The sequence below is a fragment of the Stenotrophomonas sp. YJH_SMC_69 genome (genome assembly GCF_059370495.1).
This window is the reverse complement of record NZ_JCAFTS010000002.1, coordinates 520,041-537,817: the sequence shown is the minus strand read 5'-3', so window position 1 is coordinate 537,817 and position 17,777 is coordinate 520,041. Positions and strand designations below refer to the sequence as shown.

Below are 17,777 nucleotides of genomic sequence, written 5' to 3'. Positions count from 1 at the left end.
CCCGGGTGCGCGACGCTGAAAACGGGCTGGTCCCTGCCTGAGGCCAGCCAGGGCGCAGACCAAAGGCTGCCGGCCAGCGGCCGGCACTACCGTGCCCGTCTCCTGGAGGGGCCAAGCCCCTCCATCAACACAGTTGCTACAAGGACGTACTTGCGGCGTCCCCCGAACAGCCTACCCACCCGGCCCAACAAGCTATTCCGCTTCTGAACCCACCGCAGAGGGGGCTCAGCCCGGTGGCCGGGAAACCTCAATAACCCGCCGCCTGCCCATCCTTGCGACTCTCCGAAGCTCCGTAATAAACCCCGCTCTCGGGGTCGCGCATGATCGCCTGGTACCCGCCATAAGGCCCATCGGCGAACACGATGCGATGCCCCTTGCGCATCAGCGCACGCACCGTCTCGTACGGGAAGCCGGTTTCCAGATTCACTTCACCACCGTCGGTCATCGCCGTGGCCTGTCCGGTCGGTTCGGTCGAGCCCTCGTGCTGGATGCGCGGTGCGTCACCGGCTTCCTGCAGGTTCATGCCGAAATCCACCAGGTTCATCACAATCTGCGCGTGGCCCTGCGGCTGCATCGCGCCGCCCATCACGCCGAAGCTGGCGTACGGCTTGCCACCCTTGGTGATGAACGCCGGGATGATCGTCTGGAACGGCCGCTTGCCCGGTGCATAGCCGTTGGGATGGTTCTTCTGCAGCACGAACATCTCGCCACGATCCTGCAGGATGAAGCCCAGTCCCGGCGGCGCCATGCCGCTGCCCATGCCGCGGTAGTTGGACTGGATCAACGACACCATCATGCCGTCGGCGTCGGCCACGGTCATGTAGATCGTGTCGCCTTCTTCCAGCTGCTTCGGCGTGCCCGGCTGCACTTCCTTCAGCGCCTTGTCCATCGAGATCAGTGCGCGGCGCTGCGCGGCGTATTCCTTGGAGATCAGCTTCTGCACCGGCGCCGGCTGGAAGGCCATGTCGGCATAGAAGCGCGCACGGTCGGCGAAGGCCAGCTTCTTCGCTTCGACGAACAGGTGCACGTGCTCGGGTGAACCGAACGGGATCTTCGAGAAATCGTAGCCTTCCAGCACGTTGAGGATCTGCAGGGCGGCGATGCCCTGGCTGTTCGGCGGCAGCTCCCACACGTCGTAGCCACGGTAGTTGCTGCTGACCGGTTCGACCCACTCACCATGGTGGTCGGCCATGTCCTGGTAGCTCAGGTAGCCACCATTGGCCTTGAAGTAGTCGCCGATGGTGTGGGCAATGGCGCCCTTGTAGAAGGCATCGCGTCCGCCGTCGGCAATCTGCTGCAGGGTGCTGGCCAGGTTCGGGTTCTTCCACATCTCGCCCTTGCGCGGGGCGTGGCCGTTGATCGTGAACTGCTCCTTGAAGCCCGGGTACTGCGACAGCTTGGGCACCGAGCGGTCCCAGTAGTAGGCGATCACCTCGGCGACGGGATGGCCCTCGCGCGCGTAGCGGATGGCCGGCGCCAGGTTGTCGGCCATCGGCTTGCGGCCGAAGCGGTCGTGCAGCGCGAACCAGCCGTCGACCGCGCCGGGCACGGAGACCGGCAGCGGGCCGGTAGCCGGGATGTCCTTCAGGCCACGTCGCTGGAACTCGGCCAGGGTCAGCGACTTCGGCGAGCGCCCCGAACCGTTGTAGCCGTAGAGCTTCTGCGTCTTCGGGTCCCAGACGATGGCGAACAGGTCGCCACCGATGCCGTTGCCGGTCGGCTCCATCAGGCCAAGCGCGGCGTTGGCGGCGATCGCCGCGTCCACCGCCGAGCCTCCCCCTTTCATCACGTCCAGTGCAATCTGGGTGGCCAGCGGCTGCGAGGTAGCGGCCATCGCATGCGGGGCGATCACCTCCGAACGGGTGGCAAAGGTGTGGCCGGTGATGCGGTCGGCGGCAAGGGACAGAGCGGGCACGGCGGCCAGCACGGCGGCGGCCAGCAGGGAACGGGCAAGGCGTCGGGACACGGTCGGGTTCCGATGGAAGGGTGGTCCCCCGATCTTCGCCGCTGCGGCCATCCTGGGGTATCGGGCAGAGGTCATGGACGTTGATCCTGGGGTGGGGGTGCAAGGTCCGCACCCAGCAAGGCGAGGATCCGCCGGATTCCGCGCAAAAACCGCCCTGAAAGGAGTGAATTCCGGTTCACCGAAACACTTTCAGCGGCAACCATCCTTGTGCCACAGGCGATTGCGCCGGATGCAACGGAAACCAACAAGAATTCCGTCGCGAGGGTTGACATCGCCAAAACGGCTGTGTTTCTCTCGATCACATGTTGCATCACAACACGCCACCGCGAACCCACAACGAAGCCGCCGACATCGGCGCCGCCTCGCTGCGTTCGATTCTTGTGCTCGTACTTATTACCCAACCAACAGGTGCGGGACGAGCCAGCGTGTAAGCAACGAATACACCGGAACTCTTCAAAAACCCGCACCCGCCCCGGTGCGGGTTTTTTCATTTCAGAACCTGGTTTCAGACGCAACCACCATGCACAACGCCCAACGCAAAACCCGGACCCACACCGCCGCCACGCCTCGTGGTGGCTGTGCCTGCGCGGCGCATGGTGCCTCCTCCACCGCTTTCCCCTGACCGGCCGGTACGTCACCTCGACGACCGGCCGTTCTTTTTTTCTTCCCACCGCAAGGAACCTCCCCCATGAGCACCAACGACCTGCCCCAGACCAAGATCGCCGTCATCGGCTACGGCAGCCAGGGCCGCGCCCACGCACTGAACCTGCGCGAATCCGGCTTCGACGTGGTGGTAGGCCTGCGTCCGGGCGGCCCGACCGAAGTCAAGGCACAGGCCGACGGCTTCACCGTGAAAGCACCGGCCGACGCGGTGAAGGATGCGGACCTGGTCGCCGTGCTGACCCCGGACATGGTGCAGAAGAAGCTCTACGACGACGTGCTGGCGCCGAACATGAAGCAGGGTGCGGTGCTGCTGTTCGCGCACGGCCTGAACGTGCACTTCGACATGATCAGGCCGCGCGACGACCTGGACGTGGTGCTGGTTGCGCCCAAGGGCCCGGGCGCGCTGGTGCGCCGCGAGTACGAGATCGGCCGTGGCGTGCCCTGCATCTGGGCGGTCTACCAGGACAAGAGCGGCAAGGCGGCCGAGTACGCACTGACCTATGCGGCCGGCCTCGGCGGTGCACGCGCCAACCTGATCCAGACCACCTTCAAGGAAGAGACCGAGACCGACCTGTTCGGCGAGCAGGCGGTGCTGTGCGGCGGTGCCTCGGCACTGGTGCAGGCCGGTTTCGAGACCCTGGTCGAAGCGGGCTACCAGCCGGAGATCGCCTACTACGAAGTGCTGCACGAACTGAAGCTGATCGTCGACCTGTTCTATGAAGGCGGTATCTCCCGCATGCTGGAATTCATCTCCGAGACCGCGCAGTACGGCGACTACGTCAGCGGCCCGCGGGTGATCGACGCCGGCACCAAGGCGCGCATGAAGGAAGTGCTGAAGGACATCCAGGACGGCACCTTCACCAAGAACTGGGTGGCCGAGTACGAAGCGGGCCTGCCGAACTACAACCGGTTCAAGCAGGCCGACCTGGAGCACCCGATCGAGAAGGTGGGCAAGGAACTGCGCGCCAAGATGGTCTGGTTGCAAGGACAGGCCGCGTAACCGCGCGGCCCTCCCCCACCCGCTTTGCAAGGTTCCCCCATGAACTCTTCCACACACCGCAGCGCGCCGCCCAACGGCGCGCGCTGGCTGACCCAGGCGCTGGAAGCCGAAGGCATCCGCACGCTGTTCGGCTATCCCGGCGGCACCATCATGCCGTTCTACGACGCGCTGGTGGATTCGTCGCTGAAGCACATCCTGGTGCGCCACGAGCAGGGTGCCGCACTGGCGGCGAATGGATTCGCCCGCGCCAGCGGCCAGGTCGGCGTCTGCGTGGCCACCTCCGGCCCGGGCGCCTCCAACCTGGTCACCGGCATTGCCGATGCGATGCTGGATTCGGTGCCGATGGTCTGCATCACCGGCCAGGTCGCCACGCCGCTGCTGGGTACTGACGCTTTCCAGGAACTGGATGTGTTCGGCCTGACCATGCCGATCGTCAAGCACAGCTGGCTGGTGCGCAGCGTCGACGACCTGCCGCGCGTGGTCGCCGATGCCTTCCGCGTCGCCCGCGAGGGCCGGCCCGGCCCGGTGCTGATCGACCTGCCCAAGGACGTGCAGCTGGCCGATGCCAGCCACCTGCCGGCGCACGTGCCGAGCAGCGTCGAGCCGCCACCTGCGCCGGCCGAAGCGGCCATCGCCGAAGCCATCGCCGCACTGGCGGCCGCCGAGAAGCCGGTGGTCTACGCCGGTGGCGGCATCGCGCTGGGCGATGCGGTGCAGGACCTGCGCGACTTCGTCGAAGCCAGCGCCATCCCCACCGTGATGACCCTGCGTGGCCTGGGCGCGCTGCCGGCCAGCCATCCGCAGTCACTGGGCATGCTGGGCATGCACGGTACCCGCGCGGCCAACATGGCGGTGCAGGAAAGCGACCTGCTGCTGGTGCTGGGTGCACGCTTCGACGACCGCGCCACCGGCAAGCTGGCCGAGTTCGCACCGTTCGCCCGCGTCGTCCATATCGATGCCGACGCCTACGAGATCTCCAAGCTGCGCAGCGCCGATGTCGCCGTGCCTGGCAACGTCGGCCATGCCATCCGTGCCCTGCGTGCGGCCTTCCCCTCCCCCAAGGCCCACCAGGACGCGTGGCGCAGGCGTTGCGCGCAGCACCGCGACCGCTTCTCGGCACGCTACGACGCACCGGGCCAGCACATCTATGCCCCGGCGCTGCTGAAGCGCCTGAGCGAGCTGGCCCCGGCCGATGCGGTGATCGCCTGCGATGTCGGCCAGCACCAGATGTGGGTGGCGCAGCACTGCCGCTTCAACCACCCGCGCAACCACCTGACCAGTGGCGCGCTGGGCACCATGGGCTTCGGCCTGCCGGCGGCGATGGGTGCGCAGTTCGCATGCCCGGAGCGCACCGTGGTGCTGGTGTCCGGCGACGGCAGCTTCATGATGAACGTGCAGGAGCTGGCGACCATCGCGCGTTGCCGCCTGCCGGTGAAGATCGTGCTGCTGGACAACAGTTCGCTGGGCATGGTGCGGCAGTGGCAGGAACTGTTCTTCGCCGAGCGTTACAGCGAGATCGACCTGTCCGACAACCCGGACTTCGTGGCGCTGGCACAGGTGTTCGGCATCGCCGCCACCCGCATCGACAAACGCGACGACGTGGAAGGCGGCCTGGCCGCGCTGCTGGCCGAACCGGGCCCGGCCCTGCTGCACGTGGCCATCGATGCACGTGCCAACGTGTGGCCACTGGTGCCGCCGAACACCGCCAACAGCACGATGCTGGAAAGCAACCCCGCCCATGCCCGCCAGGAGACCCCCAATGCAATACCGGCTTGACCTGGTGCTGCACCCGGCCGAAGGCGCGCTGCTGCGCGTGATCGGCATGGCCGAACGCCGCGGCTTCGCACCGCGCGCGATCAGCGGTGCGCCGGTGGCCGACGACGATGGCCGCTGGCACCTGCAGCTGGTGGTGGATGGCCAGCGCCCGGCGGAAACGCTGTGCCGGCAGATCGAGAAGATCTACGACTGCGTGTCCGTGCAGGTCACTGCCATGGAAGGAGCATCCGTATGAACACCCGTACCGTAGTGACCACGGTGCCGGTACGGAGGCGTCTTCTTCGCCGCCCGTGCCCGCATGCGGCGGTCGCCCGCACCGCGCTGGTGGCCCATGCCGGCCGCTGATGCCAGCCAGGAAAGCGATGTCGGCGACGTAAGCGTCGCCGACGTACTGGCGGCGCAGGCCCGGCTGCGGCGCTTCCTGCCGCCTACCCCGCTGCACCATGCCGAGCGCTTCGGCACCTGGCTGAAGCTGGAGAACCTGCAGCGCACCGGGTCCTACAAGGTCCGCGGCGCGTTGAACGCGCTGCTGGCCGGCCGCGAGCGCGGCGATACCCGGCCGGTGATCTGCGCCTCGGCCGGCAACCATGCCCAGGGCGTGGCGTGGGCGGCCTACCGCCTGGACGTGCCGGCCATCACCGTGATGCCGCATGGCGCACCGGCCACCAAGATCGCCGGCGTCGCCCACTGGGGCGCGACCGTTCGCCAGCACGGCACCAGCTACGACGAGGCCTACGCCTTCGCGGTCGAACTGGCACAGCGACACGGCTACCGCTTCCTGTCCGCGTTCGACGACGCCGATGTGATCGCGGGCCAGGGCACGGTCGGCATCGAGCTGGCCGCACACGCGCCGGACGTGGTGATCGTGCCGATCGGCGGCGGTGGACTGGCCTCCGGCGTTGCACTGGCGCTGAAATCGCAGGGCGTTCGCGTGATTGGCGCGCAGGTGGAAGGCGTCGATTCGATGGCACGTGCGATCCGCGGCGACGTGCGCGAGATCGCCCCGGTTGCCTCTCTGGCCGACGGCGTGCGGGTGAAGATTCCCGGCTTCCTGACCCGCCGCCTGTGCACCTCGCTGCTGGACGATGTGGTGATCGTGCGCGAGGCCGAACTGCGCGAAACGCTGGTCCGGCTTGCGCTGGAGGAACACATCATCGCCGAGGGCGCGGGCGCGTTGGCGCTGGCGGCCGGCCGCCGCGTCGCCGGCCGCCGCAAGTGTGCGGTGGTGTCCGGCGGCAACATCGATGCCGGTGTCCTGGCCGGCCTGCTCACCGACATCCGTCCGCGCCCGCCACGCAAACCGCGGCGACGGCGCAGCGAAACCCCGCGCTCGCCGACCAAGGCCAGCGCCCTCGCCTCCCCCGCCTCTTCCCCTTCCCCCCTGCAAGCCGTCGCACCCGCTGTCGAGGAGATTTCCCTGTGACCACCATCGAACGAATTACCACCCCGCGCATCCGCATCTTCGACACCACCCTGCGTGACGGCGAGCAGTCCCCCGGCTGCAGCATGAGCCCGCCGCAGAAGCTGGTGATGGCGCGTGCGCTGGACGAACTGGGCGTGGACATCATCGAGACCGGCTTCCCGGCCAGCTCGCAATCCGACCGCGAGGCGATGGCGATGATCGGCCGCGAGCTGCGCCGCCCGAGCCTGAGCCTGGCGGTGCTGTCGCGCTGCCTGCAGGCCGATATCGAGACCTCCGCACGTGCACTGGAAGCGGCAGCCAACCCGCGCCTGCACGTGTTCCTGTCGACCAGCCCGCTGCACCGCGAGCACAAGCTGCGGATGACCCGCGAGCAGGTGCTGGAGTCGGTACGCAAGCACGTCTCGTTGGCCCGTTCCTACATCGACGACGTCGAGTTCTCGGCCGAGGATGCCACCCGCACCGAGCTGGACTACCTGATCGAGGTTTCGCGCGTGGCCATTGCCGCCGGCGCAACCACCATCAACCTGCCCGACACCGTCGGCTTCACCACGCCGGAAGAAATCCGCGCGATGTTCCAGCAGGTCATCGCCGGCGTCGCCGACGTGCCGAACGCGGCCAACGTGATCTTCAGCGCGCACTGCCACAACGACCTGGGCCTGGCGGTGGCCAACTCGCTGGCCGCCATCGAAGGCGGTGCACGCCAGGTCGAGTGCACCATCAACGGCATCGGCGAGCGCGCCGGCAACTGTTCGCTGGAAGAGATCGCGATGGTGCTGAAGGTCCGCCAGGCCTTCTACGAACAGGACAGTTCGATCAACACCCCGCGCATCGTCGGCACTTCGCAGCTGCTGCAGCGTCTGGTCGGCATGCCGGTACAGCGCAACAAGGCCATCGTCGGTGCCAACGCGTTCGCCCATGAATCGGGCATCCACCAGCACGGCATGCTGCGCCATCGCGGCACCTACGAAATCATGCGTCCGGAAGACGTGGGCTGGGAAGATTCGCAGATGGTGCTGGGCCGCCACAGTGGCCGCGCCGCCGTCGAAGCGCGCCTGCGTGCGTTGGGCTTCTGGCTGGACGAAGACGAACTGAAGCTGGTGTTCGAGCAGTTCAAGGGCCTGTGCGAACAGCAGCGCGTGGTCACCGATGCCGACCTGCAGACGTTGATGCAGGGCGGCTCCAGCGCGCAGGGCTACCGCCTGGCCTCGATGACCATCAGCGACGTCGGCAGCCGCGCCAACGCGCTGGTCGAACTGTCCGACCCGGATGGCAACCGCGTGGCCGAGACCGCGCAGGGCGACGGCCCGGTCGATGCGCTGTTCGGCGCGCTGTCGGCCGCCACCGGCGTGCAGCTGATGCTGGACAGCTATCACGTGCACAGCGTCGGCATCGGTGCCGATGCGCGTGGCGAAGCCAACCTGAGTGTGCGCCATGACGGCGTGGAGTACGACGGCACCGGCACCAGCAAGGACATCATCGAAGCCTCCGCGCTGGCCTGGCTGGATGTGGCCAACCGCCTGCTGCGCCAGCGTCAGGCCGCCGTCCACAGTAGCACCGACGTTCCCGCTTCCGCCACCGCCTGAGGATCCCACCATGAGCGCCTTCGACACCCCCACCCAGGCCAGCGCCGCTGGCCAGCAGTGGAACGCCCAGGACTATGCGATCGATGCCGGCTTCGTGCCGCTGCTCGGCGGTGCGGTATCGCGCCTGCTCGACCCGCGCGCCGGTGAGCGCATCCTCGACCTGGGCTGTGGCGATGGCGTACTCAGCACCGAACTGGCCCTGAGCGGTGCGCGCATCCACGGCGTGGATGCCTCGCCGGAACTGGTGATCGCCGCCCATGCGCGCGGCGTCGACGCCCAGCTGATGGACGGCCACGCACTGTCGTTCGACAGCGAGTTCGATGCGGTGTTCAGCAATGCGGCACTGCATTGGATGACGACTCCGGACCGCGTGCTGGAAGGCGTGCGCCGCGCCCTGCGCCCCGGTGGCCGCTTCGTCGCGGAGTTCGGCGGCCACGGCAACGTGGCCACGATCATCGCGGCCGTGCAGGCCGCGCGCGTGGCCCACGGGCATGGCGCCAGCACCTTCCGGTGGTACTTCCCGACGGCCGATGCCTACGCCGATCGCCTGCGCCAGCATGGCTTCCAGGTGCAACTGATCGAGTGCACGCCGCGCCCGACCGCACTGCCGACCGGCGTGGCCGGCTGGCTGCGGGTATTCGCCGCACCGCTGCTGGACGACCTGCCGGCCGAGGCCCGCGCCACCGTGCGCGAGGCGGCCGCCGCACTGCTGGCCGAGCTGCCGCGTGACGCATCTGGCCAGCCGCTGGCCGACTACGTGCGCCTGCGTGTGCTCGCCCGCCGTCGCTGACTTGACCGTTCCGCTTTCCTTACTGATGTTCGCTATTTCGTACTTCTGCCAGGCATACGCATGACTTCCGCACCCCGCACCCTGTACGACAAACTGTGGGACGCCCACGTGGTGGTTCCCGAATCCGACAGCGCGCCCGCCGTGCTGTACATCGACCTGCACCTGATCCACGAGGTGACCTCGCCGCAGGCCTTCACCGAACTGCGCGAACGCGGCTTGTCGCCGCGCCGGCCGGACCGCACCAAGGCGACGATGGACCACTCCACGCCGACCCTGCCGGCCGCCGCGGACGGCACGCTGCCCTATGCCAGCGCCGCCTCCGAGGCACAGGTCGCCACGCTGGCGCGCAACTGCGCCGAGCACGGCATCGAGCTGTTCGACATGGCCTCGGACAACCGCGGCATCGTCCACGTGATCGCGCCCGAGCAGGGCTTCACCCAGCCGGGCATGACCATCGTCTGCGGCGACAGCCACACCTCCACCCACGGTGCCTTCGGTTCGCTGGCGTTCGGCATCGGCACCAGCGAGGTCGGCCACGTGCTGGCCACGCAATGCCTGCTGCAGCGCAAGGCGAAGACGCTGGCGATCACCGTCGATGGGCCGCTGGCGCCGGGTGTCGGCGCCAAGGACGTGGTCCTGCACATCATCGGCGTGATCGGCGTCAATGGCGGCACCGGCCACGTGATCGAGTTCCGCGGCAGCACCATCGAAGCGATGGACATGGAACAGCGCATGACCCTGTGCAACATGTCGATCGAAGCGGGTGCGCGTGCCGGCATGGTGGCGCCGGACCAGGTCACCTTCGACTTCGTCGCCAACACCCCGCGCGGCCCAAAGGGCGCCGATTTCGAGGCTGCGGTGGCGCGCTGGCAGCAGCTGCGCAGTGATGACGGCGCGCGCTTCGACAGCGAAGTGCACATCGACGCCGCCGATATCCGCCCGACCCTGACCTGGGGCACCCACCCGGGTACCGCCATCGCGGTGGATGCGCCGATCCCGGCCGCCAACGATGCCGCCGCACAGAAGGGCCTGGACTACATGCATTTCCAGGCCGGCAAGGCGCTGGCCGGAACACCGGTGGACGTGGTGTTCGTCGGTTCCTGCACCAACGGCCGCCTGAGTGACATGCGTGAGGTGGCGCAGGTACTGCGCGGTCGTCGCGTGGCCGACCGGGTGCGCATGCTGGTGGTGCCGGGCTCGGAGATCGTCAAGCGAGAGGCCGAGGCCGAAGGCATCCATGACATCGTGCGCGCGGCCGGTGCCGAATGGCGCGAGCCGGGCTGCTCGATGTGCATCGCCATGAATGGTGATCTGGTCGCGCCCGGGCAACTGGCCGTGAGTACCAGCAACCGTAATTTCGAAGGCCGCCAGGGTCCCGGTTCGCGCACCCTGCTGGCCTCACCGATGAGCGCGGCGTGGGCCGCGGTGAACGGGCATGTCGCCGACACCCGCGAGCTGTTCGCACAGGAGGTGGCGTGATGGCCGGTTTCCGTACCTTGACCTCGGCCAGCGTGGTGCTGCGCCAGACCAACATCGACACCGACCAGATCATCCCGGCGCGGTTCCTGTCCACCACCGAACGCGCCGGCCTGGGCCGCAACGCCTTCAATGACTGGCGCTGGCAGGCCGACGGTTCACCGGTGGCCGACTTCGCCTTCAACCAGCCGCACAACGCCGGCCGCAGCATCCTGCTGGCGGGTCGCAACTTCGGCTGCGGCTCGTCGCGCGAACATGCACCGTGGGCGCTGACCGACCTGGGCCTGCGCGCCATCGTCAGCAGCGAGATCGCCGACATCTTCCGTGGCAACTCGCTGAAGAACGGCCTGCTGCCGATCGTGCTGGACGAGGCCGACGTGCAGGCGCTGATGCAGCGCCCGGATGATGAGCTGACCATCGACGTGGCCGCGCGCGAACTGCGCACGCCGGACGGCCGCGTCTATTCCTTCCCGCTGGACGGCTTCTCGCAGACCTGCCTGCTGGAAGGTGTCGACCAGTTGGGGTATCTGTTGGGCCGTGTCCCTGAAATCGAACGTTACGAGAGTGAGCATGCACGCTGAAATTGTTGTCCTGCCCGGTGATGGCATCGGCCCGGAAGTGGCCGCCGCGGCAGTCGCCGTCCTGAAGGCCGTCGCCGAACGCTTCAACCACACCTTCACCTTCAGCGAGCACGACATCGGTGGCATCGCCATCGACCGCCACGGCGAACCGCTGCCGGCGTCGACCCTGGCCGCCTGCCAGGCCGCCAGCGCGGTGCTGCTGGGCGCAGTCGGTGGCCCGAAGTGGTCCGACCCGAACGCCAAGGTGCGTCCGGAACAGGGCCTGCTGGCGATCCGCAGGGCGCTCGGCCTGTACGCCAACCTGCGCCCGGTGCGCACCCATGAGGCCGCGCTGCACGCCTCGCCGATCAAGGCCGAGCTGCTGCAGGGTGTGGACTTCGTGGTGGTGCGCGAACTGACCGGCGGCATCTACTTCGGCGACAAGACCCGCGATGCCGACAGTGCCAGCGACCTGTGCCGCTACACCGTGGCCGAGATCGAGCGCGTGCTGCGCAGTGCCTTCCGCCTGGCCCGGCAGCGGCGTGGCAAGGTCACCTCGGTGGACAAGGCCAACGTGTTGGAAACCTCGCGCCTGTGGCGCGACGTGGCCGCGCGCATCGGCCGCGAGGAGTTCCCGGAGGTGGCGCTGGAGCACCAACTGGTCGATTCGATGGCCATGCACCTGCTGGCCAAGCCGCGCGAGTACGACGTGATCGTCACCGAGAACATGTTCGGCGACATCCTCACCGACGAAGCCTCGATGCTGGCCGGCTCACTCGGCCTGCTGCCCTCGGCCTCGCTGGGTGAACCGGGTGCGGTCGGCATCTACGAACCGATCCACGGTTCGGCCCCGGACATCGCCGGCAAGGGCATCGCCAATCCCTACGCGACGATCTTCAGCGCGGCGATGCTGCTGCGCCATTCGCTGGGGCTGGAAGCCGAAGCCGCAGCAGTGGAAGCGGCGGTGCACGCGGTGCTGGATGATGGGGTGTTCACTGCCGACCTGGCCGCCAAGGGCCAGGCCGTGAGTACCGCCGCCGCCACGGATGCGGTGCTGGCCAAACTCAACTGATCCGATGGTGCCACTCCATGCGTGGCGCCTCTGCCTTTGGTCATTGTGCGCAGCCACCCATGGGGTGGCTCTACTGTAGATCCACGCCATGCGTGGATCGTTCGAATGTCGCGCAGCAGATCCACGCCATGCGCGGCTGCATTATTTGGTGGTGTACCCACCATTGACCAGGATGGTCTGCCCGGTCATCCACCAGCCATCGGTGACCAGGAAGCGGATCCACGGCACGATGTCGGCGATGTCGGTCAGGCCGGTACGGGTGAACGCCGAGAGCGCGGCCGCGGTCTTGTGGTACGCCTGTGCATCGGCACTCTCGGCCGGGTAGAAGAACGGCGTGTCCATCGGGCCCGGCCCGATCGCAGTCACCGAGATGCCGCGCTCACCGAACTCCTTTGACGCCGCGCGGGTGAAATGCTCGACCGGCGCCTTGGTGCCGGCATAGCTGGAATAGAACGGCGTGAACGCACCCAGCAGCGAGGTGACCAGGGTGCAGATGCGGCCACCGTCATTGACGTGGCGGCCTGCTTCCTTGAGGAAGAAGAACGCCGCCTTGGCGTTGACCGCGCTCATCTCGTCGTACTCCGCTTCGCTGATGTCCAGCAGCGGCTTCTTCAATACCTTGCCGACCGTATTGATGGCGATGTCGGGACGGCCGGCTGCGGCCACGGCATCGGCGAACAAGCGCTCCATCGCTGCCGCCGAGGTCAGGTCGCCCTGCAGGGCCACCGCCTTGCTGCCGGCCGCCTGCACGGCGGCAACGGTTGCTTCTGCATCGGCCTGGGTCGCGGCACTGTTGTAGTGGATGACGATGGCTTTGGCGCCCTGTGCGGCGAAGTCGCGGGCGATCAGGCCGCCCAGGTTCTTGGCGCCACCGGCGATCAGCACGGTCTTGCCCTTGAGGGAATGCTCGGTCATGGCTTCGGTCTCGGGAGGGGGCTGCCCGGGGTGGCAACCCTGCCCTGACGACGATATCGTGCAGAAAAAGCGGATAAAGCCCGCCACATTGACTTAACTTTCCAGGACCAGCGAACAATGGACCGGATCGATCGCTTCCGCATCTTCACCCGGGTCGTGGAATGCGCCAGCTTCACCCGTGCTGCCGACCAGCTCGGCCTGCCCCGCTCGACCGTCTCGGCGGCGATTGCCGAGCTGGAACAGCGGCTTGGCACCCGCCTGCTGCAGCGCTCGACCCGACGGGTATCCACCACCCATGACGGCGACGTGTTCCATGCCCGCTGCCTGCGCCTGATCGCGGAGGTTGAAGACGCCGAGTCGCTGTTCCGGCAGGACGACGCGCAACCGGCCGGTTTGCTGAAGATCGACGTACCCAGCCGCATCGGCCGTCGCATCATCGCCCCGGCGTTGCCGGATTTCTTCGCGCGCTACCCGCAGGTGGAACTGGACCTGGGCATGACCGACCGCGCGGTGAACCTGATCGAAGACGGCTGCGATGCGGTGCTGCGGGTCGGCCAGCTGGGCGATTCCAGCCTGGTGGCGCGCACGCTGGGCCAACTCGACTTCGTCAACGTGGCCGCGCCGGCCTACCTGCGCGAGCACGGCATGCCGCAGCACCCTGCCGACCTGCAGCAGCACCGCGCGGTGAACTACGCATCGCCGACCACGGCACGGGTGGAACCGTGGGAATGGCAGGATGGCGGCCAGCTGCGCACGCTGCCGATGCCCGGCTGGGTACGCGTGAACAGCGCCGAGGCCTCGATCGCGTGCTGCGTGGCGGGATTGGGGCTGTTGCAGATTCCGCGCTACGACGTGCAGGCCGAGCTGCAGTCAGGCGCATTGGTGGAGGTGATGCCGCAGTACGCGGCGCAGCCGCTGCCGGTGACCCTGCTGCAACCGCATCGGCAACACCGTGCACTGCGCGTGCAGGTGTTCGTCGAGTGGCTGCTGCCAGTGCTGCGGATCGGCCTGCAGCTGCAGTAGATCCACGCCATGCGTGGGTGCTTCTGTAGAGTCGAGCCATGCTCGACTCATCCCATCATCGCGCGAAGAGCGAAGAGCAGCCGAGCATGGCTCGGCTCTACAGAAAGCAGATCCCGCGAGCAGATCAGTCCACGCCATGCGTGGATGCATGCTGCAGTGTCAACCAAGGTTGGCACCTACCAGGGCAACGATCCGCTGCTGTAGATGCACGTCATGCGTGGGTGCTTCTGTAGAGTCGAGCCATGCTCGACTCATCCCATCATCGCGCATAGCGCAGCCGAGCATGGCTCGGCTCTACAGAAGGCAGATTCCGCGAGCAGATCCATCCACGCCATGCGTGGATGGGTGCAGCCGCAGAACCCGGGGCATTACGCCCCGGATTCGTCCGGCTTCACCCGGAACCACGCCGCGTACAACGCCGGCAGGAACACCAGCGTCAGCACCGTACCCACGATCAGACCACCCATGATCGAGATCGCCATCGAGCCATAGAACGCGCTGCGCGACAGCGGAATCATCGCCAGCACGGCCGCCAGCGCGGTCAGCACGATCGGGCGGAAGCGGCGCACCGTGGCATCGATGATCGAATGCCAGCGATCATGCCCGGCATCGATGTCCTGCTGGATCTGGTCGATCAGGATCACCGAGTTGCGCATGATCATGCCCGCCAGCGCGATCGTGCCCAGCAGCGCGACGAAGCCGAACGGCGCACGGAACAGCAGCAGGAACAGGGTCGCACCGATGATGCCCAGCGGCGCGGTCACCAGCACCATCGCCGCACGCGAGAAGCTGCGCAGCTGCAGCATCAGCAGCGTCGCCACCACCACCAGGAACAGCGGCATGCCGGCCTTGATCGAGTTCTGGCCGCGCGCCGAGTCCTCCACGGTGCCGCCGGTCTCCAGCAGGTAGCCGCTGGGCAGCTCGGCACGGATGCCATCCAGCGTGGGCACGATCTGGTGCACCACGTCCAGCGCCTGCATGCCATCGCTGATGTCGGCGCGCACGGTCACGGTCGGCAACCGGTTGCGGTGCCAGATGATGCCGTCCTCGAAGCCGTACTCCATCGTCGCCACCTGCGACAGCGTGATGCTGCCGCCGTTGGCGGTCGGCATCGACAGGCTGGACAGCAGCTCCAGCTGGTTGCGCTCATCGGCCGGCCCGCGCAGCAGCATCTCGATCTGGCGGTTGCCTTCGCGATACACGCTCACCGACTGGCCGGCCAGCGAACTGGCCAGGAACTGGCTGACCTGGGCGCTGCTCACGCCCAGCGCGCGGGCACGCTCCTGGTCGATCACCAGCCGCACCACCTTGCTCGGCTCGCTCCAGTCCAGGTTGACGTTCATCACGTGCGGGTTCTCACGCACCTTGGCCTCGACCTGGCGCGCGATCGCCTGCACCTTCTCGATGTGCTCGCCGGAGATGCGCATCTGCACCGGATAACCGACCGGCGGGCCGTTCTCCAGGCGGGTCACGCGCATCTGCACGTCCGGGAACTTCGGAATCACCTCGTGCAGCAGCCAGTCACGGGTGCTTTCGCGCGATTTGATGTCCTTGGCCAGCACCACGAACTGGGCGAAGTTGGTCGCCGGCAGCTGCTGGTCCAGCGGCAGGTAGAAGCGCGGCGAACCGGTACCCACATAGGACACATAGTTGGCGATGCCCTCGCGACTGGACAGCAGCTTCTCCAGCTTCTCGGCCTGGGCCTGGGTCGAGCGCAGCGACGCCCCCTCGGCCAGCTCGATGTCCACCATCAGTTCCGGCCGGGTCGAGTCCGGGAAGAACTGCTGCGGCACGAAGCGGAACATCATCAGTGAGAACACGAACAGGGCGACGGTCGCGGCGATCACCCACCAGCGGCGGCGCAGGCAGGCGTCGAGGAAGCGCCGGAAGCTGCGGTAGAACGGGCGCTGGTAGGGATCGTGGTCGTGCCCATGCTGCGGCGGTGCGATCAGGTTGGCCAGCGCCGGATAGCGGTCGGCCCACTGCTGGCGCTTGGCCAGCCAACGCGCGGACAGGCTGCCGGGCTTCGGCGGCTGCGGATTGAACAGGTCCGGCAGCATCTTGTCGCCCAGGTACGGGATGAACAGCACCGCTGCGATCCACGACACCACCAGTGCAATGGTCACCACCTGGAACAGCGAACGGGTGTATTCACCGGTGCTCGATGCCGCCGTGGCGATCGGCAGGAAGCCAGCTGCCGTGATCAATGTGCCGGTCAGCATCGGGAACGCGGTCGATTCCCAGGCGAAGCTGGCCGCGCGCAGGCGATCGAAGCCCTGCTCCATCTTGGTGGCCATCATCTCCACCGCGATGATCGCATCGTCCACCAGCAGGCCCAGCGCCAGCACCAGTGCGCCCAGCGAAATCTTGTGCAGGCCGATGTCGAAGTAATGCATGACGAAGAAGGTCATCGCCAGCACCAGCGGAATGGTCACGCCCACCACCAGGCCGGTGCGCAGGCCCAGCGAGAAGAAACTGACCAGCAGCACGATCACCACCGCTTCGGTCAGCACCTGCACGAACTCGCCAACCGACTCCTCCACCGACTGCGGCTGGTCGGACACCTTGCGCAGCTGCATGCCGGCCGGCAGGGTCTTCTGAAGCCGCTCGAACTCGGCGTCGAGGTTGGCGCCCAGCTTGAGGATGTCACCGCCATCCTTCATCGCCACCGCCAGGCCGATCGCCTCTTCGCCCATGAAGCGCATCTTCGGCGACGCCGGATCGGCGAAGCCACGCTTGACCTCGGCGATGTCGCCCAGGTGCACGGTGCGGTCGCCAGCACGGATCGGGAACTGGCGGATGGCGTCGATGTCGTTGAACTGGCCCGTCACGCGCAGTTGCACGCGATCGGTGGCGGTCTCGAAGAAGCTGGTGCCGGTGATCGCATTCTGGTCGGCCAGCGCCTGCTGCACCTGCTGCATCGACACACCCAGCGTTGCCAGCCGGGTGTTGGACAGTTCGATCCACACCTTCTCGTCCTGCAGGCCGACCAGGTCGATCTTGCCGACATCGGGTACGCGCTGCAGTTCCAGCTGGATGCGGTCGGCGTAGTCGCGCATCACCGCGTAGTCGAAGCCCTTGCCGGTCAACGCATAGATGTTCCCGTAGGTGTCGCCGAACTCATCGTTGAAGAACGGGCCGACAATCTCGCGCGGCAGCGTCGCACGGATGTCGCCCACGCGCTTGCGAACCTGGTACCACAGGTCCGGGATCTGCTTGGAACGCAGGCTGTCGCGCGCCATGAAGATGACCTGCGATTCGCCGGGGCGCGAATAGGAGCGGATGAACTCGTACTCGCCGGTGTTCATCAGCGCCTTCTCGATCGGCTCGGTCACCTGCCGCGAGACCTGTTCGGCGGTGGCGCCCGGCCAAAGCGTGCGCACCACCATCGCCTTGAAGGTGAATGGCGGATCCTCGGACTGGCCCAGATGCTTGTACGACCATGCGCCGATCAGCGCGAAGGCAAGCATCGCGAACAGCACCAGCGGGCGGTTGGACAACGCCCACTCGGAAAGATTGAAGCGGCGCAC

At 67.3% G+C, this 17,777-nt stretch carries 13 protein-coding genes; 10 read left to right on the top strand and 3 right to left on the bottom strand.

Annotated elements, in window-relative coordinates; all coding sequences use genetic code 11:
• Window positions 1-247: 247 nt before the first annotated feature.
• Entirely contained in the window at window positions 248-1,966 is a 1,719-nt protein-coding gene (gene ggt / locus AC5P8F_RS05565) for a gamma-glutamyltransferase (protein ID WP_495227696.1), read from the bottom strand.
• A 688-nt stretch (window positions 1,967-2,654) separates the two neighbouring features.
• Between ggt and ilvC the strand changes: the two genes are divergently transcribed.
• The 9 genes from ilvC to leuB all read left to right on the top strand — a co-directional run bounded on the left by ilvC (window position 2,655) and on the right by leuB (window position 12,309).
• On the top strand, window positions 2,655-3,629 hold the full coding sequence (gene ilvC / locus AC5P8F_RS05560) for a ketol-acid reductoisomerase (RefSeq protein WP_495227694.1): 975 nt from the start codon (window positions 2,655-2,657) through the stop codon (window positions 3,627-3,629).
• A gap of 39 nt (window positions 3,630-3,668) precedes the next feature.
• Window positions 3,669-5,405: an acetolactate synthase 2 catalytic subunit gene (gene ilvG, locus AC5P8F_RS05555; RefSeq protein ID WP_495227693.1), complete on the top strand. Its 1,737-nt coding sequence runs from the start codon at window positions 3,669-3,671 to the stop codon at window positions 5,403-5,405.
• A complete protein-coding gene (locus tag AC5P8F_RS05550; RefSeq protein WP_111206939.1) occupies window positions 5,389-5,640 on the top strand; it encodes an ACT domain-containing protein in 252 nt (83 codons plus the stop codon). The genes ilvG and AC5P8F_RS05550 overlap by 17 nt, the downstream gene beginning before the upstream one ends.
• 96 nt (window positions 5,641-5,736) lie before the next feature.
• Window positions 5,737-6,828: a threonine dehydratase gene (locus AC5P8F_RS05545; protein WP_049420878.1), complete on the top strand. Its 1,092-nt coding sequence runs from the start codon at window positions 5,737-5,739 to the stop codon at window positions 6,826-6,828.
• Window positions 6,825-8,411, top strand: coding sequence for a 2-isopropylmalate synthase (locus AC5P8F_RS05540; protein ID WP_049440612.1), 1,587 nt, complete (start codon window positions 6,825-6,827; stop codon window positions 8,409-8,411). The genes AC5P8F_RS05545 and AC5P8F_RS05540 overlap by 4 nt, the downstream gene beginning before the upstream one ends.
• Before the next feature lie 10 nt (window positions 8,412-8,421).
• A complete protein-coding gene (locus AC5P8F_RS05535; RefSeq protein WP_495227692.1) occupies window positions 8,422-9,201 on the top strand; it encodes a class I SAM-dependent methyltransferase in 780 nt (259 codons plus the stop codon).
• Window positions 9,202-9,261: 60 nt separating this feature from the next.
• Window positions 9,262-10,680 carry a 3-isopropylmalate dehydratase large subunit gene (gene leuC / locus AC5P8F_RS05530; protein WP_049440614.1) on the top strand — a complete coding sequence of 473 codons (1,419 nt, stop codon included), beginning with the start codon at window positions 9,262-9,264 and terminating at the stop codon, window positions 10,678-10,680.
• Window positions 10,680-11,258 (top strand): 3-isopropylmalate dehydratase small subunit, encoded by a 579-nt coding sequence (gene leuD / locus AC5P8F_RS05525; protein WP_005410953.1) that lies wholly within the window; start codon window positions 10,680-10,682, stop codon window positions 11,256-11,258. Before leuC ends, leuD begins: the two co-directional genes overlap by 1 nt.
• On the top strand, window positions 11,248-12,309 hold the full coding sequence (gene leuB / locus AC5P8F_RS05520; RefSeq protein WP_197574640.1) for a 3-isopropylmalate dehydrogenase: 1,062 nt from the start codon (window positions 11,248-11,250) through the stop codon (window positions 12,307-12,309). The genes leuD and leuB overlap by 11 nt, the downstream gene beginning before the upstream one ends.
• Before the next feature lie 141 nt (window positions 12,310-12,450).
• Here the strand turns inward: leuB and AC5P8F_RS05515 are convergent, their stop codons facing one another.
• Window positions 12,451-13,224, bottom strand: coding sequence for an SDR family oxidoreductase (locus AC5P8F_RS05515; RefSeq protein WP_069117904.1), 774 nt, complete (start codon window positions 13,222-13,224; stop codon window positions 12,451-12,453).
• Between the two features lie 117 nt (window positions 13,225-13,341).
• Here AC5P8F_RS05515 and AC5P8F_RS05510 point away from each other — a divergent pair, with 117 nt between their 5' ends.
• Window positions 13,342-14,247, top strand: a complete 906-nt coding sequence (locus AC5P8F_RS05510; protein ID WP_014648342.1) for a LysR family transcriptional regulator — start codon at window positions 13,342-13,344, stop codon at window positions 14,245-14,247.
• Between the two features lie 368 nt (window positions 14,248-14,615).
• On the opposite strand, the gene AC5P8F_RS05505 is transcribed toward AC5P8F_RS05510, so the two are convergent.
• On the bottom strand, window positions 14,616-17,777 hold the full coding sequence (locus tag AC5P8F_RS05505; protein ID WP_075077189.1) for an efflux RND transporter permease subunit: 3,162 nt from the start codon (window positions 17,775-17,777) through the stop codon (window positions 14,616-14,618).

What these genes read in the sequence shown, in the direction of transcription:
- ilvC (WP_495227694.1), top strand. Translation starts at nt 2,655, where the DNA reads ATGAGCACCAACGACCTGCCCCAGACCAAGATCGCCGTCATCGGCTAC.
- ilvG (WP_495227693.1), top strand. Translation starts at nt 3,669, where the DNA reads ATGAACTCTTCCACACACCGCAGCGCGCCGCCCAACGGCGCGCGCTGG.
- AC5P8F_RS05550 (WP_111206939.1), top strand. Translation starts at nt 5,389, where the DNA reads ATGCAATACCGGCTTGACCTGGTGCTGCACCCGGCCGAAGGCGCGCTG.
- AC5P8F_RS05545 (WP_049420878.1), top strand. Translation starts at nt 5,737, where the DNA reads ATGCCGGCCGCTGATGCCAGCCAGGAAAGCGATGTCGGCGACGTAAGC.
- AC5P8F_RS05535 (WP_495227692.1), top strand. Translation starts at nt 8,422, where the DNA reads ATGAGCGCCTTCGACACCCCCACCCAGGCCAGCGCCGCTGGCCAGCAG.
- leuC (WP_049440614.1), top strand. Translation starts at nt 9,262, where the DNA reads ATGACTTCCGCACCCCGCACCCTGTACGACAAACTGTGGGACGCCCAC.
- leuD (WP_005410953.1), top strand. Translation starts at nt 10,680, where the DNA reads ATGGCCGGTTTCCGTACCTTGACCTCGGCCAGCGTGGTGCTGCGCCAG.
- leuB (WP_197574640.1), top strand. Translation starts at nt 11,248, where the DNA reads ATGCACGCTGAAATTGTTGTCCTGCCCGGTGATGGCATCGGCCCGGAA.
- AC5P8F_RS05515 (WP_069117904.1), bottom strand. Translation starts at nt 13,224, where the DNA reads ATGACCGAGCATTCCCTCAAGGGCAAGACCGTGCTGATCGCCGGTGGC.
- AC5P8F_RS05510 (WP_014648342.1), top strand. Translation starts at nt 13,342, where the DNA reads ATGGACCGGATCGATCGCTTCCGCATCTTCACCCGGGTCGTGGAATGC.